The sequence below is a fragment of the Streptomyces sp. NPDC127098 genome (assembly GCF_042722465.1).
Taxonomy (GTDB): domain Bacteria; phylum Actinomycetota; class Actinomycetes; order Streptomycetales; family Streptomycetaceae; genus Streptomyces; species Streptomyces millisiae.
In genome coordinates, this window is the sequence record NZ_JBHXFJ010000071.1 from 14,389 (window position 1) to 39,087 (window position 24,699).

General features: G+C 71.7%; 23 protein-coding genes. 12 read left to right on the top strand and 11 right to left on the bottom strand.

Going from position 1 to position 24,699, the window contains the following annotated elements:
* The first annotated feature begins 166 nt into the window (after positions 1-166).
* From clpB to ACFWI8_RS30950, 3 genes are read left to right on the top strand one after another with little or no spacing between them, the layout of a single operon-like run.
* Positions 167-2,761, top strand: coding sequence for an ATP-dependent chaperone ClpB (clpB, locus tag ACFWI8_RS30940; protein ID WP_387098341.1), 2,595 nt, complete (start codon positions 167-169; stop codon positions 2,759-2,761).
* Between the two features lie 50 nt (positions 2,762-2,811).
* Positions 2,812-3,420: a YbjN domain-containing protein gene (locus ACFWI8_RS30945; protein WP_387098343.1), complete on the top strand. Its 609-nt coding sequence runs from the start codon at positions 2,812-2,814 to the stop codon at positions 3,418-3,420.
* A complete protein-coding gene (locus ACFWI8_RS30950; RefSeq protein ID WP_387098345.1) occupies positions 3,417-3,719 on the top strand; it encodes an MTH1187 family thiamine-binding protein in 303 nt (100 codons plus the stop codon). Before ACFWI8_RS30945 ends, ACFWI8_RS30950 begins: the two co-directional genes overlap by 4 nt.
* A 58-nt stretch (positions 3,720-3,777) precedes the next feature.
* Here the strand turns inward: ACFWI8_RS30950 and ACFWI8_RS30955 are convergent, their stop codons facing one another.
* The 5 genes from ACFWI8_RS30955 to ACFWI8_RS30975 all read right to left on the bottom strand — a co-directional run bounded on the left by ACFWI8_RS30955 (position 3,778) and on the right by ACFWI8_RS30975 (position 10,450).
* Positions 3,778-4,821, bottom strand: coding sequence for an ABC transporter ATP-binding protein (locus ACFWI8_RS30955; RefSeq protein ID WP_387098347.1), 1,044 nt, complete (start codon positions 4,819-4,821; stop codon positions 3,778-3,780).
* Positions 4,821-5,966: an ABC transporter ATP-binding protein gene (locus ACFWI8_RS30960; RefSeq protein WP_387098349.1), complete on the bottom strand. Its 1,146-nt coding sequence runs from the start codon at positions 5,964-5,966 to the stop codon at positions 4,821-4,823. The genes ACFWI8_RS30955 and ACFWI8_RS30960 overlap by 1 nt, the downstream gene beginning before the upstream one ends.
* Positions 5,966-6,976, bottom strand: coding sequence for an ABC transporter permease (locus ACFWI8_RS30965; protein WP_387098351.1), 1,011 nt, complete (start codon positions 6,974-6,976; stop codon positions 5,966-5,968). The genes ACFWI8_RS30960 and ACFWI8_RS30965 overlap by 1 nt, the downstream gene beginning before the upstream one ends.
* Positions 6,977-6,997: 21 nt before the next feature.
* A complete protein-coding gene (locus ACFWI8_RS30970; RefSeq protein WP_387098353.1) occupies positions 6,998-8,509 on the bottom strand; it encodes an ABC transporter permease in 1,512 nt (503 codons plus the stop codon).
* 183 nt (positions 8,510-8,692) lie between these two features.
* Positions 8,693-10,450, bottom strand: a complete 1,758-nt coding sequence (locus ACFWI8_RS30975; protein WP_387098355.1) for an ABC transporter family substrate-binding protein — start codon at positions 10,448-10,450, stop codon at positions 8,693-8,695.
* Positions 10,451-10,884: 434 nt separating this feature from the next.
* On the opposite strand from ACFWI8_RS30975, the gene ACFWI8_RS30980 reads away from it, so the two are divergent.
* From ACFWI8_RS30980 to ACFWI8_RS31010, 7 genes are all read left to right on the top strand, one after another.
* Positions 10,885-11,457, top strand: a complete 573-nt coding sequence (locus ACFWI8_RS30980; protein WP_387098357.1) for a DUF2617 family protein — start codon at positions 10,885-10,887, stop codon at positions 11,455-11,457.
* Complete coding sequence (locus tag ACFWI8_RS30985; RefSeq protein WP_387098358.1) at positions 11,454-12,248, top strand: hypothetical protein; 795 nt, start codon at positions 11,454-11,456, stop codon at positions 12,246-12,248. The genes ACFWI8_RS30980 and ACFWI8_RS30985 overlap by 4 nt, the downstream gene beginning before the upstream one ends.
* An 82-nt stretch (positions 12,249-12,330) precedes the next feature.
* Entirely contained in the window at positions 12,331-13,272 is a 942-nt protein-coding gene (locus ACFWI8_RS30990) for a carbon monoxide dehydrogenase subunit G (protein WP_387098359.1), read from the top strand.
* Positions 13,273-13,353: 81 nt separating this feature from the next.
* Positions 13,354-14,175: an aldose 1-epimerase gene (locus tag ACFWI8_RS30995; protein WP_387098360.1), complete on the top strand. Its 822-nt coding sequence runs from the start codon at positions 13,354-13,356 to the stop codon at positions 14,173-14,175.
* Between the two features lie 26 nt (positions 14,176-14,201).
* Positions 14,202-14,738 carry an orotate phosphoribosyltransferase gene (gene pyrE / locus ACFWI8_RS31000; RefSeq protein WP_387098362.1) on the top strand — a complete coding sequence of 179 codons (537 nt, stop codon included), beginning with the start codon at positions 14,202-14,204 and terminating at the stop codon, positions 14,736-14,738.
* Positions 14,739-14,876: 138 nt separating this feature from the next.
* Positions 14,877-15,899 carry a class II fructose-bisphosphate aldolase gene (gene fbaA / locus ACFWI8_RS31005; RefSeq protein ID WP_387098364.1) on the top strand — a complete coding sequence of 341 codons (1,023 nt, stop codon included), beginning with the start codon at positions 14,877-14,879 and terminating at the stop codon, positions 15,897-15,899.
* A 57-nt stretch (positions 15,900-15,956) separates the two neighbouring features.
* Complete coding sequence (locus ACFWI8_RS31010; RefSeq protein WP_311600349.1) at positions 15,957-16,370, top strand: DUF3151 domain-containing protein; 414 nt, start codon at positions 15,957-15,959, stop codon at positions 16,368-16,370.
* An 82-nt stretch (positions 16,371-16,452) separates the two neighbouring features.
* Here the strand turns inward: ACFWI8_RS31010 and ACFWI8_RS31015 are convergent, their stop codons facing one another.
* From ACFWI8_RS31015 to ACFWI8_RS31030, 4 genes are all read right to left on the bottom strand, one after another.
* Positions 16,453-17,712: a class F sortase gene (locus tag ACFWI8_RS31015; RefSeq protein WP_387098366.1), complete on the bottom strand. Its 1,260-nt coding sequence runs from the start codon at positions 17,710-17,712 to the stop codon at positions 16,453-16,455.
* 11 nt (positions 17,713-17,723) lie between these two features.
* Positions 17,724-18,278: a hypothetical protein gene (locus tag ACFWI8_RS31020; RefSeq protein WP_387098368.1), complete on the bottom strand. Its 555-nt coding sequence runs from the start codon at positions 18,276-18,278 to the stop codon at positions 17,724-17,726.
* A gap of 175 nt (positions 18,279-18,453) precedes the next feature.
* Positions 18,454-20,112, bottom strand: coding sequence for an ABC transporter permease (locus ACFWI8_RS31025; protein ID WP_387098370.1), 1,659 nt, complete (start codon positions 20,110-20,112; stop codon positions 18,454-18,456).
* A complete protein-coding gene (locus ACFWI8_RS31030; protein WP_387098372.1) occupies positions 20,109-21,050 on the bottom strand; it encodes an ABC transporter ATP-binding protein in 942 nt (313 codons plus the stop codon). The genes ACFWI8_RS31025 and ACFWI8_RS31030 overlap by 4 nt, the downstream gene beginning before the upstream one ends.
* Before the next feature lie 87 nt (positions 21,051-21,137).
* Between ACFWI8_RS31030 and ACFWI8_RS31035 the strand changes: the two genes are divergently transcribed.
* Complete coding sequence (locus ACFWI8_RS31035) at positions 21,138-21,674, top strand: GbsR/MarR family transcriptional regulator (protein WP_387098374.1); 537 nt, start codon at positions 21,138-21,140, stop codon at positions 21,672-21,674.
* On the opposite strand, the gene ACFWI8_RS31040 is transcribed toward ACFWI8_RS31035, so the two are convergent.
* Positions 21,631-22,365 carry a Clp protease N-terminal domain-containing protein gene (locus ACFWI8_RS31040; protein ID WP_387098376.1) on the bottom strand — a complete coding sequence of 245 codons (735 nt, stop codon included), beginning with the start codon at positions 22,363-22,365 and terminating at the stop codon, positions 21,631-21,633. The genes ACFWI8_RS31035 and ACFWI8_RS31040 overlap by 44 nt on opposite strands.
* A 31-nt stretch (positions 22,366-22,396) precedes the next feature.
* Positions 22,397-23,002: a diacylglycerol kinase gene (locus ACFWI8_RS31045; protein WP_387098377.1), complete on the bottom strand. Its 606-nt coding sequence runs from the start codon at positions 23,000-23,002 to the stop codon at positions 22,397-22,399.
* A 293-nt stretch (positions 23,003-23,295) separates the two neighbouring features.
* Here ACFWI8_RS31045 and ACFWI8_RS31050 point away from each other — a divergent pair, with 293 nt between their 5' ends.
* A complete protein-coding gene (locus tag ACFWI8_RS31050; RefSeq protein ID WP_387098379.1) occupies positions 23,296-24,579 on the top strand; it encodes an adenylosuccinate synthase in 1,284 nt (427 codons plus the stop codon).
* Positions 24,580-24,699 lie beyond the last annotated feature (120 nt).

Sequence of the window (24,699 nt, forward strand, 5' to 3'; positions counted from 1 at the left end):
CTCCTGGTCGGGTGCCAGCGTTTCCCACGCTCGGTCGAACCGGGAGGCGCGGAGATCTCTTTCACCCGGAAGAGGAATACGAAGGGGTGTGCGCATCGGCACTTGAGTGAGATAGACTCAACTTATCGCACGCAGCTGCTAGCAGCTACAGGGAGGAGTGCCGGGAGTGAACGCCGAGCTGACCAATCGGAGCCGGGACGCGATCAGTGCCGCGAACGATCGGGCGCTGGCCGACGGGCACCCGGACATCACGCCGGCTCATCTGCTGCTCGCCCTGCTCTCCGGGCAGGACAACGAGAACATCCAGGACCTGCTGGCCGCCGTGGACGCCGACCAGGCGGCCCTGCGTTCCGGCGCCGAGCGGCTGCTTGGCGGGCTGCCGAGCGTGCAGGGCTCGTCCGTCGCCAAGCCCCAGCCGAACCGCGAGATGCTGTCCGTCCTCTCGGACGCCGCCCAGCGGGCCATGGAGCTGGGCGATCAGTTCATCTCCACCGAGCACCTGCTGATCGGCCTCGCGGCCCGTGGCGGGGCCACCGGTGAGTTGCTGAGCCGCCAGGGCGCCACCGACAAGAAGCTGCTCGCCGCCTTCCAGCGCGGCCGCGGCGGGCAGCGGGTGACCAGCCCCGACCCCGAGGGCACCTACAAGGCGCTGGAGAAGTTCGGCACCGACTTCACGGCCGCCGCCCGCGAGGGGCGGCTCGACCCGGTGATCGGCCGGGACCACGAGATCCGCCGGGTGGTGCAGGTGCTCTCCCGCCGCACCAAGAACAACCCGGTCCTGATCGGTGAGCCGGGGGTGGGCAAGACCGCCGTCGTCGAGGGCCTGGCCCAGCGCATCGTCAAGGGGGACGTGCCCGAGTCCCTGAAGAACAAGCGGCTGGTCTCGCTCGACCTCGGCGCGATGGTGGCCGGCGCCAAGTACCGGGGCGAGTTCGAGGAGCGCCTGAAGTCCGTGCTCGCCGAGATCAAGGAGAGCGACGGCCGCATCATCACCTTCATCGACGAGTTGCACACCGTCGTCGGCGCGGGCGCCGGCGCCGACTCGGCGATGGACGCGGGCAACATGCTGAAGCCCATGCTGGCCCGCGGCGAGCTGCGGATGGTCGGCGCCACCACGCTCGACGAGTACCGCGAGCGCATCGAGAAGGACGCGGCGCTGGAGCGGCGCTTCCAGCAGGTGCTGGTCGCCGAGCCCAGCGTGGAGGACAGCGTCGCCATCCTGCGCGGGCTGAAGGGCCGCTACGAGGCCCACCACAAGGTGCAGATCGCCGACGGCGCGCTGGTCGCCGCGGCCGCCCTCTCCGACCGGTACATCACCTCGCGCTTCCTGCCGGACAAGGCGATCGACCTGGTCGACGAGGCGGCCTCGCGGCTGCGGATGGAGATCGACTCCTCGCCGGTCGAGATCGACGAGCTCCAGCGCTCGGTCGACCGGCTGAAGATGGAGGAGATGGCGCTGGCCGGCGAGTCCGACGTGTCCTCCAGGGAGCGCCTGGAGCGGATCAGGCGGGAGCTCGCGGACCGCGAGGAGGAGCTGCGCGGCCTGACCGCCCGGTGGGAGAAGGAGAAGCAGAGCCTCAACCGGGTGGGTGAGCTCAAGGAGCGGCTCGACGAGACGCGTGGCCTGGCCGAGCGCGCCCAGCGGGACGGCGACTTCGAGACCGCGTCCAAGCTGCTGTACGCCGAGATCCCGGCGCTGGAGCGGGAGCTGGCGGCGGCCTCCGAGGCGGAGGCCGAGGCGGCCAGGTCCACCATGGTGAAGGAGGAGGTCGGGCCCGACGACATCGCCGACGTCGTCTCCGCCTGGACCGGCATCCCGGCGGGTCGGCTGCTGGAGGGCGAGACGGAGAAACTGCTCCGGATGGAGGAGGAGCTCGGCCGTCGGCTGATCGGCCAGGCGGAGGCCGTGCGGGCCGTGTCCGACGCGGTGCGGCGCAGCCGTGCCGGAATCGCCGACCCGGACCGGCCGACCGGTTCGTTCCTCTTCCTCGGGCCCACGGGCGTCGGCAAGACGGAGCTGGCCAAGGCGCTGGCCGACTTCCTCTTCGACGACGAGCGGGCCATGGTCCGTATCGACATGAGCGAGTACAGCGAGAAGCACTCCGTGGCCCGGCTGGTCGGGGCGCCCCCCGGCTACGTGGGGTACGAGGAGGGCGGTCAGCTCACGGAGGCGGTCCGGCGCCGCCCCTACAGCGTGGTGCTGCTCGACGAGGTGGAGAAGGCCCACCACGAGGTCTTCGACATCCTGCTCCAGGTGTTGGACGACGGGCGGCTGACCGACGGCCAGGGCCGCACGGTCGACTTCCGCAACACCATCCTCATCCTCACCTCCAACCTCGGCAGTCAGCACCTGATCGATCCGCTGGCCAAGCCGGCCGAGCAGCGGGAGGAGGTCCTGGCGGCGGTGCGGGCGGCCTTCCGGCCCGAGTTCCTGAACCGTCTTGACGATCTGGTGGTGTTCAGCGCGCTGACGGGCGAGGAGCTGGGGCGGATCGCCCAGCTGCAGGTCGACGCACTCCAGCGGCGGCTCGTCGACCGGCGGCTCACGCTGGACGTCACGGAGCTGGCGTTGCGCTGGCTGGCCGTCGAGGGCAACGACCCGGCCTACGGGGCCAGGCCGCTGCGCCGCCTGGTGCAGACGGCCATCGGCGACCCGCTGGCCAGGCAGATCCTCTCCGGCGAGGTGCGGGACGGTGACACCGTTCGGGTGGACGCGGATCTCGACGGTGGGCTACGACTGGTTGCCATGTCCCGGGAGTGATGGGAGAGGATGGGGAACGCCCTCTAAAACCGTATGAAGGGACTTATCCCGTGTCTGTCGACCCGTCCGCAATCCCGAACTTCGGGGGCCAGCCCGGTCGCCCGTCCGGCGACCAGTCCGGCGGCCAGCCGCAGCAGGCGCGCAAGCCGGCGGGGCCGATCATGCCGAACCAGGATCTGATCAAGCAACTGCTCGACCGGATGAAGCTGAAGTACGTGGTGGACAAGCAGGGCGACCTGGTGGCGCCCTGGAAGGACTTCCGCACCTACTTCATGTTCCGGGGCGAGAAGCAGCAGCGGATCCTGTCGGTGCGGACGTTCTACGACCGGCCGCACACGATCGACGACAAGCCGCGGCTTTTGGAGAGCGTCGACGAGTGGAACCACACCACGCTGTGGCCCAAGGTGTACACGCACACCAACGACGACGGCTCGGTCCGGCTGATCGGTGAGGTGCAGATGCTGATCGGCGCCGGGGTGGGCTTCGACCACTTCGTGGCGAGCCTGGTCAGCTGGGTGCGGGCCTCGGTCGAGTTCGACAGGTGGCTGGTCGAGCGGCTCGGTCTCGAGAAGGACGCCGAGTCGGCCGAGGGCGACGAGAACGAACGGAACGAACGGAACGAGGGGAACGAGGGCGGCGCCGGAGGCGATGACGCGTGATCGTCGCGTTCTCGGTGACGCCGATCGGCTCGGCTGAGGACGTCGGGGAGGACGTCGCTGCGGCGGTGCGGGTGGTCAGGGAGAGTGGGCTGCCGCACCGGACCGACGCGATGTTCACCTCGGTCGAGGGCGAGTGGGACGAGGTGATGGCGGTGGTGAAGGCCGCCGTCGAGGCGGTGCGGGCGCGCGGCGTGAGCCGCGTCAGCCTGGTCCTCAAGGCGGACGTGCGGGACGGCGTCACCGACGGGCTGACGTCCAAGGTGCGGCGGATCGACGAACTGCTGGCCGAGGACGCCTGAGGGGCCGGCCGTCCCACCCACCGCCCCGGGAGGGCGGTGAGTGGGAGGGAGACCGCCGTCAGGCCGCCGGGGCGGGGGCCGGGGCCGGCGCGGCCTTCTCCGCCTCCTCGGGGAAGTGGCAGGCCACCGGATGGGCCGTCCCCCGGTCCTTGAGCGCCGGCTCCTCGGTGGCGCAGATGTCCTGCGCCTTCCAGCAGCGGGTGCGGAAGCGGCAGCCGCTGGGCGGCGAGAGGGGGCTAGGCACGTCCCCGGTGAGCACCGTCCGACGGCGGGCCCGTTCCCGCCGCGGGTCGGCCAGCGGCGCCGCCGAGAGCAGCGCCTGGGTGTACGGGTGGCTGGGCCGCTCGTAGACGTCCTGCCGGGTGCCGGTCTCCACGATCTTGCCCAGGTACATGACCGCTACCCGGTCCGAGATGTGCCGGACCACCGACAGGTCGTGGGCGATGAAGACGTAGGCCACGCCGAGCCGGTCCTGGAGGTCCTCGAGCAGGTTGACCACGCCCGCCTGCACCGACACGTCGAGCGCCGAGACCGGCTCGTCGAGCACCAGCAGCTTCGGGTCGAGCGCCAGTGCCCGGGCGATGCCGATGCGCTGCCGCTGGCCGCCGGAGAACTCGTGCGGGTAGCGGTTGCCGTGCTCCGGGCTCAGGCCGACGAGTTCCAGCAGCTCGGCCACCCTGGCCCTGCCGCCCTCGCGCCAGACGCCCTGCACCTTCAGCGGTTCGGCGACGATGTCGTTCACCGGCAGCCGCGGGTTGAGCGAGGCGTACGGGTCCTGGAAGACCATGCCGGCGTTCCGCTGCACCGCCCGCAGCTGGGACGTCGACAGGCCGGTGATCTCCTGGCCTTCGAACGTCACCGAGCCGGAGGTCGGCTTGATCAGCTGGAGCACCGCCCGGCCCGTGGTGGACTTGCCGCACCCGGACTCGCCCACCACGCCCAGGGTCTCGCCCTCCCCGACGGAGAACGACACCCCGCTGACCGCCTGCACCTGGCCCACGACCCGGCGGAACAGGCCGCCGCCGCGCACCGGGAAGTTGACCACCAGGTCGGTGACCCTCAGCAGCTCCCGAGATGTCGGAGTGGGACTCTGCGTGGACATCAGGCCTCCTCTGGGCCGGTCGTGCGGAAGAACGCGGTGGCGTCCTCGGCCTCGGCCAGGGTGTCGCTGTGGTGGCAGGCCGCCGAGTGACCCTCGCCCACCGCGGCGAGCTCCGGCTCGCTCGCCCGGCACTCGTCCGTCGCCAGCGGGCAGCGCGGCGAGAACGGGCAGCCGGGCGGCAGGTGGATCAGCGAGGGCGGGGTGCCGCCGATCGGCCGCAGCCGACCGTCCCGGTCGCCGTCGAGGGAGGGGATGGAGCCGAGCAGGCCCGCGGTGTACGGCATCCGGGGCTCGTAGAAGACCTGGTCGGTCTCGCCGATCTCGACCGGCTTGCCGGCGTACATCACCAGGGTGCGGTGCGCCATGCCCGCGATCACGCCCAGGTCGTGGGTGATCATCAGGATCGCCGCGTTGACCTCGTCCTTGACCTCGAGCAGCTTCTCCAGGATCTGCGCCTGGACGGTCACGTCGAGGGCCGTGGTGGGCTCGTCCGCGATGATCACGTCGGGGTCGTTGATGATCGCCATCGCGATCATCACGCGCTGCCGCATGCCGCCGGAGAACTCGTGCGGGTAGGACCGCAGCCGCTTGTCGGCCTGCGGGATGCCGACCAGGTCGAGCATCTCCCGCGCCCGGGCGAGCGCGTTCTTGCGCGGCACGAGATGGTGCGCGAGCACCGCCTCGGCGAGCTGGTCGCCGACCGTGCGGACCGGGTTGAGCGAGGTCATCGGGTCCTGGAAGATCATCGCGATCTTCCGGCCGCGCAGCGAGCGCTGTTCCTTGGGGCGCAGCGCCAGCAGGTCCTGGCCGCGGTAACGGATGCTGCCGCGGATCCGCGCGTTCTTCGGGAGCAGACCCATCACGGCCATCGACGAGACCGACTTGCCGGAGCCCGACTCGCCGACGATGCCCAGCACCTCGCGGGCGTGCAGGGTGTAGCTGATGCCGCGCACGGCCCGCACCACGCCGTCGTCGGTGGGGAACTCGACCGTCAGGTTCTCGACGGTCAGGATCTCCTCGTCCGACGGCGGCCGCGAGTCGGCCAGTGTCCTGGCCGCGTGGACCTCCTCGGCCGCCTCGGTCACGGCGGCCTCGGTCGGCGCGACGCTCTCGGACGGGGTCACAGGTGGGGTAAGGGAAGACATCAGTCACGCACCCGGGTCTGTCGGGGGTCGAAGGCGTCGCGCAGGCCGTCGCCGATGAAGTTGATCGACAGGGCGATGGCGATGATGAAGGCGCCCGGCCAGTAGAAGAGCCAGGGGCGAACCGTCAGCGCCGTGCGGTAGTCGCTGATCAGCCGGCCGAGCGAGGTGTCCGGCGCCTGTACGCCAAGCCCGAGGAAGGAGAGCGCGGTCTCGGTCAGCACCGCGCTGGCGATCATCAGCGTCGCCGAGACGATGATCACGCCCATCGTGTTGGGCAGGATGTGCTTGAAGATGATGCGTCGGGAGCGGGTGCCGACCGAGCGGGCCGCCTCCACGTACTCCTTCTCCCGCAGCGACAGCACCTCGCCGCGCACCAGCCGGGCGATCTGCGTCCACAGGCACAGGCCGAGGAAGACCGCGAAGATCACGATGCCGCGGCCGGCGACGATGACGCCGATCAGACCCGCGATCAGCAGCGTCGGGATGGCGATCATCACGTCGGTGATGCGCATCAGCACCGACTCGGCCCAGCCGCGGAAGTAGCCGGCGACGGCGCCGAGCAGGGTCCCGACGAAGGTGGCGACCAGGCCGGTGATCAGCGCGATCACCAGCGACACCTGGGTGCCGCGCATGGTGAGGGCGAAGTAGTCGCGGCCGATGTTGTCCTGGCCGAAGGGGTGTTCGCCCAGGTGGAGCCCGCCGCCGCCGAGGAACTCGGGCAGCACGGACAGGGTGGGTCGGCCCGCGTCGACCACCTGGCCGGTGGCCATGGGGTCCTTGTCCCACCAGCCGGGGATCGGCCCGGCGCCGATCGTGCTGACGGCGAGCGCCACCACGATGAAGAACAGGATCATGCCCGCCAGGGCGCCGCGGTGCCGGAAGAACCGGCGCCGCACCAGCTGGCCCTGGGAGCGGGCGACGATGGACATTCCCTGGGCCGCGGCGTCCTTGGCCGCGGCGGGGGCCGCCGGGGTCTTCTCCGCCCCGGCCGGCTGCGCGTTCTGCGTCATGGCCTTTGCCTCCTTAGGGCTTCAGGACAGGCGGATGCGGGGGTCGAGGAAGGCGTAGGCGATGTCCGCGACCATGTTGAAGACCACGATGGCGCCGCCCGACACCACGAAGAAGGCCATGATCGGCATGGGGTCGCCCTGTTCGATGCCGGTGAACAGCAGGCTGCCCATCGCCGACCAGCCGAAGACCTGCTCGGTGACGACGGCGCCGCCGACGATGGTGCCGATGTCGTAGGCGATGAGCGTGGTGATCGGGATCAGGCCGTTGCGCAGCACGTGCCGGGTGACCACGGCGCGCTCGCTCAGGCCCTTGGCGCGGCCGGTGCGCACGTAGTCCTGGTTCATCACCTCGAGCATGCTGGCCCGGGTGTAACGGGTGTAGGTGGCGAGGGAGATGAGCACCAGCGCGAGGGTGGGCAGCGCCAGGTGGCCGAACGAGTCGAGGCCGCTCTCCCAGAAGGTGCCCTCGTAGTTGGGGGTCTCGGCGCCGACCGTGGAGACGGGGCGGCCGCCCACCGACTCGCTGTAGTCGGCGAACGACTGGAGCATCCGGTCGGTGAAGATCACGGCGCCGGCGAAGAGGCCGGTGAGGACCGTGGCCGGGATGGCGTTGCGCCGGTACAGGTCGCCGCCCACGTACCAGCCGACGCCGAAGCAGACGGCGGCCGTCAGCAGCGCCAGTCCGATGATCGTCGGCAGCTGTGGATTATCCAGTACCGGGTCGAGGGCGAAGTAGGCCACAATGCCGATGGCCGCCGCGATCAGGGCCGCGCGCAGCGGCGGTTGCCACTCCAGGCCGCTCACCAGGGTGGTGAAGCCGATGGCGCCGGCGATGGCGGTGATGGCCACCACGACGGGTCCGAGGCCGGGGTCGGCGAACCACTCGGTGGCGGAGAGCACGGCGAGCAGCACGGCCATGGCGGCGGTGCTCGAGGCGAACGCGACGAGCCGGGAGCGGCGGTCGCCCAGCACCACCGAGCCGCAGAACAGGCCGGTGAGCAGGGAGATGCCGCCGATGAAGAGGGGGGAGATCTGGGGATCGGCCAGCCAGTCGTTGAAGTCGATGGCGAGGAACTGCTTGAGCAGCGTGCCCACCCAGAAGAGCGGCAGCGAGAAGCAGATGAACGCGACGAACGTGACGGTCTGGTCGAGCGCCGTGTACTGGCGGAGCGCCGAGATCACGCCGATGGAGATGCCGACCACGATGGAGAGCACGGTGGCGCCGACGATGAGCTGGACGGTGGCCGAGAAGGCCGACTCCAGCATGGTGTTGACGCTCTGGCCCTGCCGGTTGGTGCCGAGGTCGCCGGCCAGGGCGTCGCCCAGCCAGCGGAAGTAGCGGACGAGGATCGGGTCGTCCAGGTGCATGCGCTCGGTGATCTCCGCGATCGCGTTCTCGCGGGCACCGTCCGGCAGCGCCCTGGCCTCCGCCAGCGGGTCCCTGACCTGTGTGGAGAGGAAGAAGACGATGACGGAGGACGCGAGGAACACCCAGATCGAGACGAAGAGCCGCCGCGCTATGAAGACGAGCATGGTGCGCTGACTCCAGGAGTTCAGGGGGCTGGGGGTGGGGCGGAACGCGGGCGCGTTCGCGGCGACGCGCCGCCACCGTACGAAGGCGGGGCCGGGGGGATGGGTGTCCCCCGGCCCCGCGTGGGCGAGTGGTACGCCGTCGGTGGCCGGCCTCGGCGGGCCACCGGTCGGTCTAGTGGGTCGTCAGGACCTGGCCCACTGGTCGGCGTTCCAGGTGATGCCGTTCTGCGAGGGGTTGGGGATCACGTTCTCCACCGCACCGTTCCAGGCGGTGATGCCCGGGTGCTGGTACAGCGGGATGGTCACCATGTCCTCCCAGAGCAGCGCCTCGATCTGCGCGGTCAGCTCGATGGCCTCGGCCTGGTCGGAGGTGCGCAGGACCTGGTCGAGCAGCTCGTCCATCTCGGGGCTGGAGTAGCAGCCGTTGTTGTTGCCCTTGCCCTCGGGGGAGCACTCGGTCACGGTCCGGTAGGTGGAGTTCCAGCCGGAGCGGTCGGGAGAGCCGGCCCACGCGAACATGGCCACGTCGAAGCGGTTCTCGGCCAGCGCGCCGGTGGTGTCGAAGAAGTCGGTCGCGGGCTCGAACTCGACCTCGAAGCCGGCCTGCTCGCAGGAGGCCTCGATCAGCGCGCCGGCGTCGAGACGGCGCTGGTTCTCCAGGGTGCCGAGGCGGACGGTGGTGCCGACGGCGTCCTCGGCCTCCAGGATGGCCCGGGAGGCGTCGATGTCGGTGGTGCCGTACTCGTCGATGGTGGCCTGCGAGGCGTCCACGGCCTCCTGGTAACCGGGGTCCCACGGCGCCACGTTGCGGACCCGCTTGACCTCGGCGTCCGGCACGACGGGCTGGATCAGGTTGACGACCAGGTCCTCGTAGGGCACGCACAGGGCGAACGCCCGGCGCAGCTCGATGGACTCGGCGAACGGACCGGCGTTGAAGTTGAAGTCGAGGTGCTCGTAGGTGTACTCCTCACCCACCTCGTTCTCGACGCCGGAGGCCGACTGGATCTGCTGGGCGATGTCCACCGTCGGCTGCGGCTCGATGATGTCGACCTCGCTGTTCTGGAGGGCCTGGACCTGCTCCTCGTCAGCGATGGTGCGGAACACGATCGAGTCGTTGGCCGGCTCCTCGCCCCACCAGTTCTCGTTACGGGTGAGCGTGACGGACTGGTTGGCCTCGTAGCCGCTGATGACGTAGGGGCCGGAGGACGGGATCAGCGCGGGGTCGGGAAGCGCGCCCTCGATCACCCAGCCGTTGTTGTAGAACTCGGCGGCGGCCTCGAGCGCCGCGGGGTCGTCGCCCTGGAGCGCGGCGATGAACTCCTCCTCGGAGGCGAACCCGCCCTGCTCCGAGACGATGTGGGCCGGCTGGATGGCGGTGTTGCCGTGGCCCGGGCCCGCGGTCAGCCAGTCCGCGTACGGCTGGTCGTAGAGCAGGGTGAAGGACTTGCCGCCCGGCTCGCACTCCGGCTGGGCGGTGTCCTCGACACCCTGGGTGCCGACGGCCGAGAACAGCCCGTCGAAGGCGCCGCTCTGCGCGGTCCACCACAGCAGGATGTCGTCGCAGTCGATGGGGGTGCCATCGGACCAGACGGCGGCCTCGTTGATCGTGTAGTCCACGGTCAGCGGGTCCTCGGAGACCATCTCGAAGGTGCCGAAGTCCTCGTTGGGGATCGGCTGGCCGTCCGAGTCACCGAACGTCCAGAAGCCCGACAGCACCTGCTCCATGACCTGGCCGTTGGCGACGGTGTTGGCGCCCGCGGTGGTGTTGTTGTAGCTCTGCCACGGCTGGGCCATGGCATACGTGACCGTGCCGCCGGAGCCGCTCGACTCGTTCTCGTTCTCGTTGCCGCTTTCGTCGTCGCCGCCACCACAGGCAGAGAGGACGAGGGCGCCTCCCAGCAGGGCCGCGGCGATCTTCGACGTTCTGCCGAATCTCGTCATCAATCGGGCCTTCCCCAGTAAGTCACTTCAGTGTGAAGTTCCGCTGAGCTTCCTCACAGATGAGAGCGCGAACAAGTGCGGCCGAGTGACCGTTGTGCAGACGAGATGTGAAGCACGCTGAGCTGTTACCAGCGTTTCGATCCTTTTCGGGGCGAAAGCCTGTATTTCGCGGAGTCTCCGCGCGTTGACTGTGCGGTTCTGTTCGAATTGCGCACGCCCGTCGGTGAATTGGCGCGGGCCGTTCCGGGGCGACATCGCTCCGCCGGGTGCGAACACCTGAGCCACCCTCCCCCCGAGGGGATGGAAACCTGGTGAAGTTGGGTAAAAACGCTGATGCTGCCGGTAGTTCCGTGGTTCGGTGGTGGCGCTGCCTTCGAGTGTCCCGAGGGGCGATCCACACCACCCTCAACTGCCCGCATGCGGGGGGCCGACCCATGCTCACCACCATCCACACCGCCTACACCGACACCCGTGCCGCCGACCTCGCCTGGGCGCTGGGCCGGGAACCGCTGCCGTCGCTGGCCACCCTCGATCTCGAACTCTCGGGTGCCCGGGTGCAGTTGCGCGTGCTGGGCGCCTCGCACCAGGTGCTCTTCGAGCACCGGGACGGCGCCTGCTCCGAGACCGTCGCGTGCATGCCGGGGAGCAACACCCCGTTGCCCCTGGGAGTTTCCAGGCGGCTCGGCAACTTCGAGTACGAGTTCGCGGCGCGCGTCGAGAGCCTGAGCGCCGGCTCGTTCGCGGGGCGCGCCCAGGAGTTGCTGGCCCTGGTCGCGGAGCATCCGCACGGTCTCGCCGGCCTGTTCCCCGGTGATCCCAACGCCTTCACCGCGCTGCTCGCGCAGCGGCAGGGCGGCCAGGTGCACTGGCGTACCTGGCACGCCTATCCGCAGGAGGGGCGGCTGGTGGCGACCAGGACCAGGGTCGCGGAGGGCGGCAGTCGCCGTGAAACCACTCCTGTGGGTGACAGTTCGATCCCGAGGTGTGACGTAACGTTCGGTTCATGATCCAGACGTCCGACGCCGAGCGCTCCGAGGCGGAGTGCTCGGCGACGGCCATGCTCCCGGTGTCGGCGGGCGTCGGGCGAACTCTGGTCCTGCTGACGGTATTCGTCTGCGCGGCCTGCGGGTTGGTCTACGAGCTCGAACTGATCGCGCTGGCCGACTATCTCGTCGGGGACACGGTCACCCACACCTCCATCGTGCTGTCGCTGATGGTCTTCGCGATGGGGCTCGGCTCGCTCGGCGCCAAGCGGCTGCGCGGCCATGCCTCGGTCAACTTCGGCCTGATCGAAGTGGTGTTGGCGCTGGTCGGCGGCACCTCGGCGATGACGCTCCACCTCAGCTTCCTGCTCTTCGGCGAGGCCACGCCGATGCTGGTGTGCTTCTCGCTGGCGATGGGGGTGTTGATCGGGGCCGAGATGCCGCTGTTGATGACCCTGATCCAGCGGATCAGACAGCAGGACGCGGGGCGCGCGGTGGCCGACCTGTCGGCGGCCGACTACGTGGGGGCGTTGCTCGGCGGCCTCGCCTTCCCCTTCCTTCTCCTGCCGCTCTTCGGCCGGCTGAACGCGGCGCTGCTCACCGGGGTGGTCAACGCGCTGGCCGGTGGGGTGCTGGTGCTCTGGCTGTTCCGGAGCGACCTGTGCCCGCGCGTCCGCCGCCGGTTCCTGCTGCTGAGCGTGGGGGTGGTGGCCACCCTGCTGGCCTGCATGGCGGTCGTGCCCCCGCTGGAGCAGGCGGCGGCCGAGCGGCTCGGTACCTCCTCCAGCGCGTTGGGGCCCGGCCGTTCCGGCTGATGGCCCGCCTCTCCCGGCCGGCTCGGCGCGCGGTGGGGATGAATAAGTGATCCGATCATGTGGTGTGGGTAGGCTCCGCGCCATGGCCATGGAGCACGAGGTCTATCTGCCACTGTCCGCCACCGCCGTGCGGAGTGCGTTCGCCGAGCCGGAGCGGGTGGCGCGCTGTGTGCCCGGGCTGCGTCTGGAGCCCGGCGGCGCGCTGGCCGGCCGCATGAGAGTGCGGATCGGTTCCTCGACCATCACCTACGGCGGCACCCTGACCCTGTCCGAGCGCGGCGAGGGCGTCACGGTCGAGGCGGCGGGCGCCGAGGTCAGGGGTGAGGGCACGGTGCGGCTCACGCTCACCGTGGTGCCCCGCCCGGTGACCGACCGCCCGGGGTGCACGCTCTCCTTCCGCGGCACGGTCGAGGCCGGCGGCCGGCTCGCCGACCACGCGGTCGAGCAGCGGGCCGCGGCGGCCCGGCGGTTGCTCGACCGGTTCGCCGAGGCGCTGGTCGACGAGTTGTCGCAGTCCGCGGTCGACACCGAGGAGCCACCACCGCCCACGGCCCTGGCCGCCGGCATCGGGGCGCCCGACGACAACGAGCCGGCGATCCCGGTCATCCCGGCCGCTCCCGAGCCCGAGCCGGAGCACCGGCCGGCCGAGGTCGCGGACATCGCCGAGGCCGCCCGTCTCGCCGAGGTCGACGACATCGACGACATCGACGGGTTCGACACGGTGGACGAGGTGGACGGGGCCGACGGGGTCGTCGAGATCGACGAGGTCGACGAGCTGGTCGCGGCCGAGGCCGCCCTGCCCGAGCCGGAGGCCGACTTCGCCAGGCGCACGATGATCGGTCGGAGCGCGGAGGAGGTGGATCACGCCCCGCCGCGCGGCCGGTACGCCCCCGATCCCGCGCCCGGGCAGCCGACGGGAACCGCCGTGGTGCTGCGCTGGGCGGCGCCGGCCGCCGCCATCGCGCTGGCCTCCGCGGTCATCGTCGGTCGGGCTCTTCGCCGGCGGCGCGGCGTGCTCCGCTGACCACGCCGCCGACGCTCGTGCGGTGACGACATGAGGACCTGCGTACGTCGGATAGTCGCATCAGATCGTTATCGTCATGGGGTGACCACCGACGACACCGACAGCGGAGTGCGACTCCGCGCCGCCGACACCGAACTGACCGTGCGCCCCGACGAGGGCGGCCGGCTCTCCTCGCTCCGCGTCGGCGGGCTCGAACTGCTGCGCCAGGGCGAGCGGTTCGGCTCCTTTGTGATGGCGCCCTGGTGCGGCCGCACCCGCGAGGGCCGCTTCAGCAACGGCACCACCACCCACCAACTGCCGGTGAACGCCGGCCCGCACGCCATCCACGGCACGGTCAGGAACCGGCCCTGGCGGCTGGTCAGCGCGGACGACCGGAGCGCCGCCCTGGTCTGCGACCTCGGTGGCGGTTCCGACGCCTGGCCCTACCGGGGCCGGGTCAGCCAGCTCGTGGAGCTGGCCGAGGACGGCTCGGGCCTCACCCTCACCCTCGGCGTGGAGACGCTGGGCGACTCCTTCCCCGCGCAGGCCGGCTGGCACCCCTGGTTCCTCCGCACGCTGAGCCCCGAGGGCAAGGACGTCGCCATCGACTTCACCGCCGAGTGGCAGGAGGAGCGCGGCGACGACCACCTGCCGACCGGTCACCGGATCCCGCCCGGGCCCGGGCCCTGGGACGACTGCTTCGGCATGCCGGACGGCGTCCGCGTCGCGCTGGTCTGGCCGGACGAGCTGGAATTGACCGTGGCCAGCCGCACCCCCTGGGTGGTGGTCTACGACGAGCAGCCCGAGGCCGTCTGCGTGGAGCCGCAGTCAGGCCCGCCCAACGGGCTGAACACCCATCCCCGACTGGTCACCGAGCTGGAGCCGCTGGAGATCTCCACAAGCTGGACATGGCGCAGGCTCTGAACGGGCCTGGCGTAGTGTCGTGAGCCATGAGCGTGCGTGACGAGCTGCTGCGGCAGATCAAGGACAAGGCCGTCGTCCACGGCAAGGTCATCCTCTCCTCCGGGCGGGAGGCCGACTGGTACGTCGACCTGCGTCGGATCACCCTGGACGGCGAGGCCGCGCCGCTCGTCGGTGAGGTCATGCTCGACCTCACCGCGGACCTCGACTTCGACGCCGTCGGCGGCCTGACGTTGGGCGCCGACCCGGTGGCCGCCGCCATGCTGCACGCGGCGGCGGCCCGGGGCCGGCGGCTCGACGCCTTCGTGGTGCGCAAGGCGGGGAAGGCACACGGCCTGCAACGCCGGATCGAGGGCCCCGACGTGGCGGGCCGCCGGGTGCTCGCGCTGGAGGACACCTCGACCACCGGCGGCTCGGTGCTCGACGCGGTGGCCGCGCTGCGGGAGGCCGGCGCCGAGGTGGTGGCGGTCGCGGTGATCGTCGAGCGCGGTGCCGCGCCGGCCATCGAGGAGGCCGGGCTCCCCTACTACCAGGCGTACACGATGAGCGACCTGGGCCTGGACTGATCGCCCCCCTGAACAGGGGGTATGACACACCGTAGTTGTTTCACGTGAAACTGTCGCGCGCTGTCCCGGTAGGGGTCCTTCTCTGGGAGGATGAGCGGGACGACGGCGAGCAGATCTACGCATACAAGGAGCGGACAGATGCCGATCGCGACCCCAGAGGTCTACAACGAGATGCTTGACCGGGCCAAGGCGGGCAAGTTCGCCTACCCGGCCATCAACGTCACCTCGACGCAGACCCTGCACGCCGCGCTGCGCGGCTTCGCCGAGGCCGAGAGCGACGGCATCATCCAGATGTCCACCGGCGGCGCCGAGTTCCTGGGCGGTCAGTACGACAAGGACATGGTCTCCGGCGCCACCGCGCTCGCCGAGTTCGCGCACGTCGTGGCCCGGAAGTACCCGATCAACGTCGCCCTCCACACCGACCACTGTCCCAAGGACAAGCTGGACGGCTATGTCCGGCCGCTGCTGGCCCTCTCCAAGGAGCGCGTCGACCGGGGCGAGAACCCGCTCTTCCAGTCGCACATGTGGGACGGCTCCGCCGAGACCCTGAAGGACAACCTGGAGATCGCCGAGGAGCTGCTGGCCCTGGCCGCCGCCGCGCGGATCGTGCTGGAGGTGGAGATCACCCCCACCGGCGGCGAGGAGGACGGCGTCAGCCACGAGATCAACGACAAGCTGTACACCACGGTCGAGGACGCGCTGCGCACCGCCGAGGCGCTGGGGCTCGGCGAGAAGGGCCGCTATCTGCTGGCCGCCTCCTTCGGCAACGTGCACGGCGTCTACAAGCCGGGCAACGTGGTGCTGCGGCCGGACCTGCTGAAGGAGCTCCAGGAGGGCGTCGCGGCGAAGTTCGGCAAGGCCTCCCCGTTCGACTTCGTCTTCCACGGCGGTTCCGGCTCCACCCAGGAGGAGATCGCCACCGCCCTCGAGAACGGCGTGGTGAAGATGAACCTGGACACCGACACCCAGTACGCGTTCACCCGTCCCATCGTCGACCACGTCTTCCGCAACTACGCCGGCGTGCTGAAGGTGGACGGCGAGGTCGGCGACAAGAAGACGTACGACCCGCGCAGCTGGGGCAAGCTCGCCGAGGCCGGCATGGCGGCCCGCGTCACCCAGGCCTGCGTCGACCTGCGCTCCACCGGCACCCGCCTGAAGTAGATCGCGGCCGAACCGGTCGCCGACGAATCCCCTCAGCGAAGCGGCACACTGGACGACATGGCGATTCACGAGAACCTGCTCGGGGGCCCGCCCCCGACCCACCTGCCCGACGATCCGGAGCCCCGTGAGCTGCTGGCCGCGGGCACGGCGCCGGCCGAGGTGGCCGCGAAGTACCCGGCCTCCTCGCTCGCCTGGGCACAGCTGGCGGACGACGCGTTCGCCGAGGGCCGCACGGTCGAGTCCTACGCCTACGCCCGCACCGGATACCACCGGGGCCTCGACGCGCTGCGGCGCAACGGCTGGCGCGGCCACGGCCCGATCCCGTTCGAGCACGAGCCCAACCGGGGCTTCCTGCGCGCCCTGCACGCGCTGGCGCGCGCGGCCCAGGCGATCGGCGAGGACGAGGAGTACGAGCGCTGCTCGCAGTTCCTGCGGGACAGCTCCCCGACGGCGGCCGAGACCCTGTCCTGACCGCACCGAGGCACACCGAGGCGTCCCGCGAGCGCGGGACGCCTCAGTCGTGTTCCGGCCCCTTCGCCGGCCCCTTCTCCGGTCACTGGCCGGTGGCGGGGGGCGCCATGGTGCCGATCAGGCGGGCGTAGGCCACGATGTTGGAGTCGTAGCCGCCGTCCGCGGTCCAGCGGCCGCCACAGGTGATCAGCCGCAGTTGGGGGGTGTCGACGGCGCCGTAGACCCGCAGGTCGGGGAAGTCCGCCTTCGGGTACTGCTCGACGGAGTCCACCTCGAACAGCGCGGTCTGGCCGTCCTCCCGGTCGATCTCGATGAGCTCGCCCGGTTGGAGCTGGCCGAGCCCGGCGAAGGCGGCGGGCCCTGTGTAGGTGTCCAGGTGCCCGACCAGGATGGCCGGCCCCTGCTCGCCGGGCGCGACGCCGCCCGAGTACCAGGCGGCCCGCATGGCGTCCTCCTCGGCCGGCGACGGTGGCCCGCCGTCCGTGCCGAGCAGGGCGCCGAACACCTCGACGTCGGTGCCGAGCTGCGGGATGCGGATCCGGGTGGGGGTGGAGCGTGGCAGCGGCGGCGCGACCACTCCTGAAGGCTGCTCCGAGCCGTCCAGGTTGGCCGTGGAACCCGCGTCGGGCGCCGCGCCGGGGGCGTCCACCGCGCCCGGCCGGGAGACGCCCTCCGCGATGCTGCTCGACGCCCGCGCCTCGCTGACGACCTCGCCCGAGCCGGGCAGCAGCAGCCCGCCGGCGAGTCCCACCGTCACGGCGGAGGCCGCGGCCGCCACCTCGAGACGACGGGCGCGCAGCGCGAGCCGCTGCTGCCGGCTGACGCGGGCCGCCGCCGCGCGGGTGCCGTCGCCAGGACGGGCCAGCACCAGCCGCTTGACGGCGCGGGCGGCCGACACCACCGGCCGGGCGACGCGGCGGTACCAGCTCACGACCCACCGCGCCGCCCGGAGCAGCACGCCGACGCAGGCCACCAGCGGCCGTCGGACGAGCCGGCCGAGGAACCGCACCGGCCGCAGCGGGTTCAGCACGGACCCGAGGCGGCGCCGGCGGCGCCGCGTGCGCCGCCCGTCCCCGGGGTCCCCGGCCGCCCCCGCCGGCGCGGCGGCGGGGGCCGGTTCCTCGGCCCGGGCCGTGGTCGCGGCCACCTCGGGGGCCTCGCTCGGCCTGCCGGCCTCGCGAGCCCTCCGGCCCTTGCGGGCCTTCTCGGGCCTGGACCTGACCTTGCGCGGGTCCCGCGGGGTGCGCGGGGTGCGCCGGGGCTTGACCTTCCGCATCGCCCGCGGGACCCGCAGGCGAGGTGGTCGGTCGGCGCCCCGCAGCCGACGCAGGATCTGCCGCACCGCCGCGCCTCTCAGTAGTGGCTGCCGGTGGCCCGGCGCCGGCGGGCGAGGAACATGTAGCCGGCGGTGCCTGCCACCGCCACGCCGCCGCCGACGGCCAGCGCGGTCGCGGCCGAGTCGCCGCCTCCGACGCCGCCGCTGCTGCCGCCGAAGCCGGCGGCCGCGCCGCCGGTGGGAGTGGCGGAGGTGACGGTGAAGTTGGTGGTCAGGGTGACGCCGTCCCGGCAGCGGACGGTGACGGTGTAGCTCTTCCCGGACTGGAGACCGCTGGACTTGATGCGGCCGGTGCCGACCCACTGGTTGTTGCTCGACTGGCGCAGGGTGATGTCCTGCTGGAAGGCGGGCGAGGTCGCCGGGCCGTTGGGCTCGCAGGTGGCCCGGACGGTGACGGAGGTGTTGGGGGGCCCCGAGCTCGGCGAGATGGTCAGCGGTGCCGAGGGGGTGGTCGGGCCGGAGTCGGCCTGCGCCTCGGCCCAGGCCAGGGTCGGGGTGGCGGCCGTTCCCAGGGAGAGGAGGAGGGTGGCCGCTGCGGCGGCCAGGCGGCTTCTGGAGAGCGCGATTCTCATGAGCGGTGACCTCCGGGTCGTCTGCCGCACGCAGAGACGCGTGACGGGTTGTCACCTATGCGAACAGCGCGTCACGGAGGTCGCATCCGGAGAGGGGCCCAGCGGGTGGGTGGTTGCTCCGTTGGGTGGGCGACCGGCGCCGCCCGGCCCGCCCCGGCGGGCCGGGCGGCACCGGTCACTTGCAGTCCAGGTCGCGGCGGTTGAAGCCGGCCAGGCCGAGCCAGATCAGCCCGGCGGCCACCGCGGTCAGGACCAGCAGCGGCGTCCAGTCCAGGTCGGCCGCCGGCACCTGCGGGACATGGCCGATCGGGGAGAAGTCGGCCAGCCAGTCGGGCAGGTCGATGAGATCACCCAGATAGACCACGAGGAAGGAGTACCCCGGAACGGCCCAGGCGGCGGCCGAGGCGTTCGGGAGCCAGCCGAAGAGCGTCACGGCGACGCCCGCGGTGACCCAGAGCGCGGGCGCGTAGGCCAGCGAGGCGCCGGTCAGCGCGGGGACCAGGCTCCAGTCGTCGGTCGACGCGGCGCCGGAGAGCCCGAAGCCGAGGCCGGCGAGCAGCAGCACAGCGGTGCCGCCGACCAGTGACACGGTCAGGTGGCCGGCCAGCCAGCGGGTGCGGGAGAGGCCGGTGGCGAGCACGGGCTCGGCGCGGCCGCCGGTCTCCTCGGTCCGGGCCCGTAGCGCGGCCACCACCACGTAGCAGGCGGCGAGGACGACGAGGACGGTCATCACCACCGAGGCGAACGACTCCACCACGTCGCCGCCGAGCTGTTGGATGAGCTCCCGCAGCTGCTCGTTCTCCCCGATCATGTCCTCGGCGCTGCCGAGGATGGAGCCGTACATCAGGCTGAACAGCAGTCCGCCCGCGGCGAAGCCGAGCAGCACGCCGCGGTGCAGCCGGAGCGCGAAGCCGAGCGGGCGGCTGAGCGCCTCGGAGGCGGCGGGCCGGCCGGGGCGTGGCGGCCGCAGTCCGGCGCCGACGTCGCGGCGGGTGGAGAGCATGAAGGCCGCGGCGGCGCAGGCGGCGGCCAGCGCCAGGTTGAGCAGCAGCGGCCACCAGCGGTCGTCGACATAGGCGTAGGTGCGCTGGGCCCAGCCGATCGGGGAGAGCCAGGAGACGGCGTCGCTCCCGATGTCGCCGACGGCGCGCAGCGCGAAGGCGACGCCGACCGCGGCCATGCCGAGCCCGGAGGCGCCGCGCGAGAAGGTGGTGATCTGCGCGCCGACCGCCGCGACGGCCGCGAAGCCGATGCCGGCCGCGGCGACGGCCGCGCCGAGGAGCAGCGAGCCGGTGCCGGTGACCGTCTCCACCCCAGAGCCGCCGAGCGCGGCGGCGAGCAGCAGCCCGATGGCGAGGTTGGCGGCGACCGCCACGGTGAGGCCGGCGGCCAGCTGGGCGTGCCGGCCCACGACGTTGGCCCGCAGCAGTTCGGCGCGCCCGGTCTCCTCCTCGGTCCTGGTGTGGCGGACGACGGTGAGCACGCTCATCAGCCCGACCGTGATGGCCAGGTAGCCGATCAGCTGGTGCGCCGTCATCGCCCCGTAGGTGTAGTCGGGTCCCTCGACGTAGCGTTCGGGCCCGGTCATCGCGAGACCCGCGGGCCCGCCGAGGGTCTCCGCGGCGGTGGCGCGGTCGGCGGCGGTGGCGTACTGGGTCTGGAAGCTGGAGAGCGAGGACATCGAGACCAGCGTGGTCGCCAGGATCCACACGGGGAGCCTGACCCGGTCGCGGCGGAGCGCGAACCTGACCAGCGTCCAGGTCCCGGCCAGGGGCTGGCCCTGGCCGGTCGTGATCGCCCCGGTGGCGACGGGGGGCGCGGTGGCGGCGGTCACCTGGTCACCCCGGTGGCGTGGTGGCCGTTGCCCTCCAGGGCCTCCAGCTCGTCGCCGTAGTGGCGGAGCATCAGCTCCTCCAGGGTGGGCGGGTGGGCGACGAGGCTGCGCACGCCGAAGCGGGCGAGGCGGTTGATCGTGGTGTCGAGGTGGGCGCCGTCCACGTTGAGGTGGACCTTGCCGTTCTCGACGCGGAGGTCGTGGACGCCCGGCAGCTCGTCGAGGCCGGTGACCGGGTCGCTGGTCTCGGCCTCGATGGTGGTGCGGGTGAGGTGGCGCATGTCGCTGAGCGAGCCGGACTGCACGATGCGGCCGAGTCGGATGATGCTGACGCGGTCGCACAGCTTCTCGACCTGGGCGAGGATGTGGCTGGAGAGCAGGACGGTCTTGCCCGCGGCCTTGGCCTCGGTGATGGCGTCCTGGAAGACGACCTCCATCAGGGGGTCGAGGCCGGCGGTGGGCTCGTCGAGGAGCAGCAGGTCGGCCCGGGAGGCGAGCGCGGCGACGATGGCGACCTTCTGCCGGTTGCCCTTGGAGTAGGTCCTGCCCTTCTTGGTGGGGTCGAGGTCGAAGCGCTCGATCAGTTCGGCCCTGCGCGCCTCGTCGAGGCCGCCGCGCAGCCGGCCGAGCAGGCCGATGGCCTCGCCGCCGGTGAGGTTCGGCCACAGTTCGACGTCCCCCGGCACGTAGGCGAGCCTGCGGTGCAGCTCGACGGCGTCGTGCCAGGGGTCGCCGCCGAGCAGTTGGACCGCACCCGAGTCCGGGCGCAGCAGGCCGAGCAGCACGCGGATGGTGGTGGACTTGCCCGCGCCGTTCGGGCCGAGGAAGCCGTGGACCTCGCCGCTGGCCACGTCCAGGTCGAGGCCGTCGAGGGCGCGGGTGCGCCCGAAGGTCTTCACCAGCCCGGAGACGGTGATGGCGTTGGTTGCCGATTTCATGCTTTTGAATCTACGGTAAGTTCAGAAAACTGTGAAGTTAAGGAGCCGTCAAGGCGGCCCGCTCAGGTGGAATGCGAGGATGGCCAGGTGATCGAGCACGGTACGACGGAGCGGCGTGGTGAGTACACGGACGCCGTGGCCGCCTTCGTGGAGCGGTTCGCGGCCGATCTCATCCAGGCGGGGATGCCGCGTATGCCCTCCCGGGTGTTCGCCTGCCTGATGGCCTCCCAGGAGGCCACGCTCAGCTCCGCCGAGCTGAGCGACCGGCTGCGGATCTCGCCGGCCGCGGTCTCCGGCGCGGTGCGTTACCTGGACCAGGTCCACCTGCTCAGCCGGGAGCGCGAGCCGGGCTCCCGGCGTGAGCGTTATCGGGTGCGCCACGCCTCCTGGTACGAGGCCATGATCAACCGCGACGCGATCCTGCGGCGCTGGATCGACACCATGCGGGCCGGCCTCGACGTGGTCGGTCCCGGCACCGCGGCGGCCGACCGGCTGGCGGAGATGACCGACTTCATCGAGTTCCTCGACAGCCAGCTGAAGGGGATGCTCGACCGCTGGCACGAACTGCGCGCCGCCCACGCTACTTCTGCCGACCGCCGGTCAGGCGCGCCAGGGCCGCCGTGATGTCGGCCTCCGCGTCGGCCTTGGTGATGCCGAGGTCGGACAGCGGGCCCGAGCCGTCCTCGTGCTCGAGGAGCGCGAGCAGCAGGTGCTCGGTGCCGATGTAGTTGTGGCCGAGGCGTAGCGCCTCGCGGAAGGTCAGCTCGAGTGCCTTGCGGCCGCCCGCGTCGAACGGGATCAGGTCGGGCGCCTCGTCGGTGGCCGGCGGCAGGGCCGCGGTGGCGGCGTCGCGGACCGCCTCCAGCGTCACGCCGGCGCGCGTGATGGCCCTGGCGGCCAGGCTGTCCTGGTCGCTCGCCAGGGCGAGCAGCAGGTGTCCGGTGGTGATCTCGGTGCTGCCGGCCTCCCGCGCCACCTGCTGCGCGCCCACCACGACCTGCCTGGCCCGGGGGGTGTAGCGCTCGAAGCTCTGGCTGGGGTCGGCCGGGTCCTTGGGGACGAACCGCTTCTGCGCCGCCTGCCGGGTGACGCCCATGCTGCGGCCGATGTCGGTCCAGGAGGCGCCGGAGCGCCTGGCCTGGTCGACGAAGTGGCCGATGAGGTGGTCGGCCACCTCGCCGAGGTGGTCGGCCGCGATCACGGCGTCGGAGAGCTGGTCGAGGGGCTCGGGGTGGACCTTCTTGATGGCCCCGATCAGCTCGTCGAGGCTGATGCGCGGGGTCACGGGCGGGGTTACGGGGGTGGGTTCAGCCATGCGTCAACCGTAGGTTGACGCTCCCCCATTGTCAACCCAGGGTTGCGCTTCGGGGGCGCGGGACCGTCAGCCGCAGCGCCCCCGGGCGCACCGTCCACGTGCGCACCCGGGTCGGCCCGAGGTCCACCGCGTTCGCCCGGTAGCTGAACGCCGCCCCCGCGGGGCCGGACACCGTCACCGAGGTGGCCCGCGCGCTGGTGTCGGAGCCGTCGGGGCAGTGTCGCACCACCACCTCGGCCAGGCCGTTCGCCGCCCGCACCGAGACCCCGGACACCGGCCGGTCCACGTCGGCCAGCAGCCGGCCGTCGGCCTCCACCCGCAGTCGCTGCCGCACCGGGTGCTTCGCGCGCCACCACAACGCAGCCGCCGATCCCCGCGGCCTGGGCGCCGGGATGCCGAGGGCGCCTAAGACCACGCCGCCCGTGTCGTCCGTCAGCACGTCGAGCCGCCGGTCGGCGCCCGTCAGCACGGCGCGTGACGCCGCCACCGCGTCCGTCGGCACCCCGAGCGCCCGCGCCACCGCCACCGAGGGCCCGGGGCCCACCGGCACGATCCCCAGGGGACTCGCCGCCAGCTCGCCCCGACTGTGCAACACCCCCACAGCCCGCAGCAGCGCCCGGTCGTCACCGACGATCACCACTCGACGATCGCCGCGCCCCCGCAGGGCGTGTGTCATCCCCTGTGTCCGGTCGAGCACACACACCTTGGCCCCGCTCGCACCCGCGCACAGCACGTCCCTGGCGATCCGAACCGATTCCCCATCCGTCTGGCGGGCCGTCGGGTCGATGACGATGAGCACCTGACTGTCGCCTCCCGGCTGCGTCTCCCGTAAGCTCTCTGTGCAAGAGCCCCTGTCGCGATTGCGCCAGGGGTTTCGTCGATCCGGGGCAGCCTTTGCGTAGATGCCCCGCTCGGAAGGGGTGTACGCCTGTGCCCGCACTTGTGCTGCTTGGTGCTCAGTGGGGTGACGAAGGCAAAGGCAAGGCCACCGATCTGCTCGGCGGCTCGGTGGACTACGTCGTTCGCTACCAGGGCGGCAACAACGCCGGTCACACGGTCGTGGTGGACGACCAGAAGTACGCCCTTCATCTGCTGCCATCCGGGATCCTCTCGCCCGGCTGCGTTCCGGTCATCGGCAACGGGGTCGTGGTCGACCCCGGGGTGCTGCTCGAGGAGCTGGGCGGCCTCGCCGAGCGCGGCGTCGACACCTCCCGCCTGCTGCTCAGCGGCAACGCCCATTTGATCACGCCGTACCACACCACCCTCGACAAGGTCTCCGAACGCTTCCTGGGCAAGCGCAAGATCGGCACCACCGGGCGCGGCATCGGCCCCACCTACGCGGACAAGATCAACCGGCAGGGCATCCGGGTCCAGGACCTCTTCGACGAATCGATCCTGCGCCAGAAGGTGGAGGCGGCCCTGGACCAGAAGAACCAGGTGCTCGCCAAGCTCTACAACCGCCGCGCCATCGCCACAGGCCAGGTCGTCGACGAGCTCCTCGGCTACGCCGACGCGCTGCGCCCCTTCGTGTGCGACACCGTGCTGGTCCTCAACCAGGCCATCGACGAGGGCAAGGTGGTGCTCTTCGAGGGCGGCCAGGGCACCCTCCTCGACGTCGACCACGGCACCTATCCGTTCGTCACCTCCTCCAACCCCACCGCCGGCGGCGCCTGCACCGGCACCGGGGTCGGCCCGACGAGGATCAGCCGGGTCATCGGCATCCTCAAGGCCTACACCACCCGGGTCGGCGCCGGTCCCTTTCCCACCGAGCTGCTCGACGAGGACGGCGACGCGCTGCGCCGCATCGGCGGCGAGTTCGGCGTCACCACCGGCCGCGACCGGCGCTGCGGCTGGTTCGACGCGGTGATCGCCCGCTACGCCACCCGGGTCAACGGGCTCACCGACTTCTTCCTCACCAAGCTGGACGTGCTCACCGGCTGGGAGCGGATCCCGGTCTGCGTCGCCTACGAGATCGACGGCCGCCGCGTCGAGGAACTCCCTTACAACCAGACGGACTTCCACCACGCGAAGCCGATCTACGAGTACCTGCCGGGCTGGAGCGAGGACATCGGCAAGGCTCGCTCCTTCGAGGAGCTGCCGGCCAACGCCCGCGCCTACGTGAAGGCCCTGGAGGACATGTCGGGCGCCCCGATCTCGGCCATCGGCGTCGGCCCGGGGCGGGACGAGACCATCCAGATCAACTCGTTCCTGTAACGCGCCGACGGGAACCCCGCGACCAACGCGAAGGGCCGGGCGGTGCTCCGATCGATCGGAGCACCGCGCCCCCCCAGCCCGCCGGCCGGGTCGCCCCTCCGCTAGGAGGGCGGGGCGCGC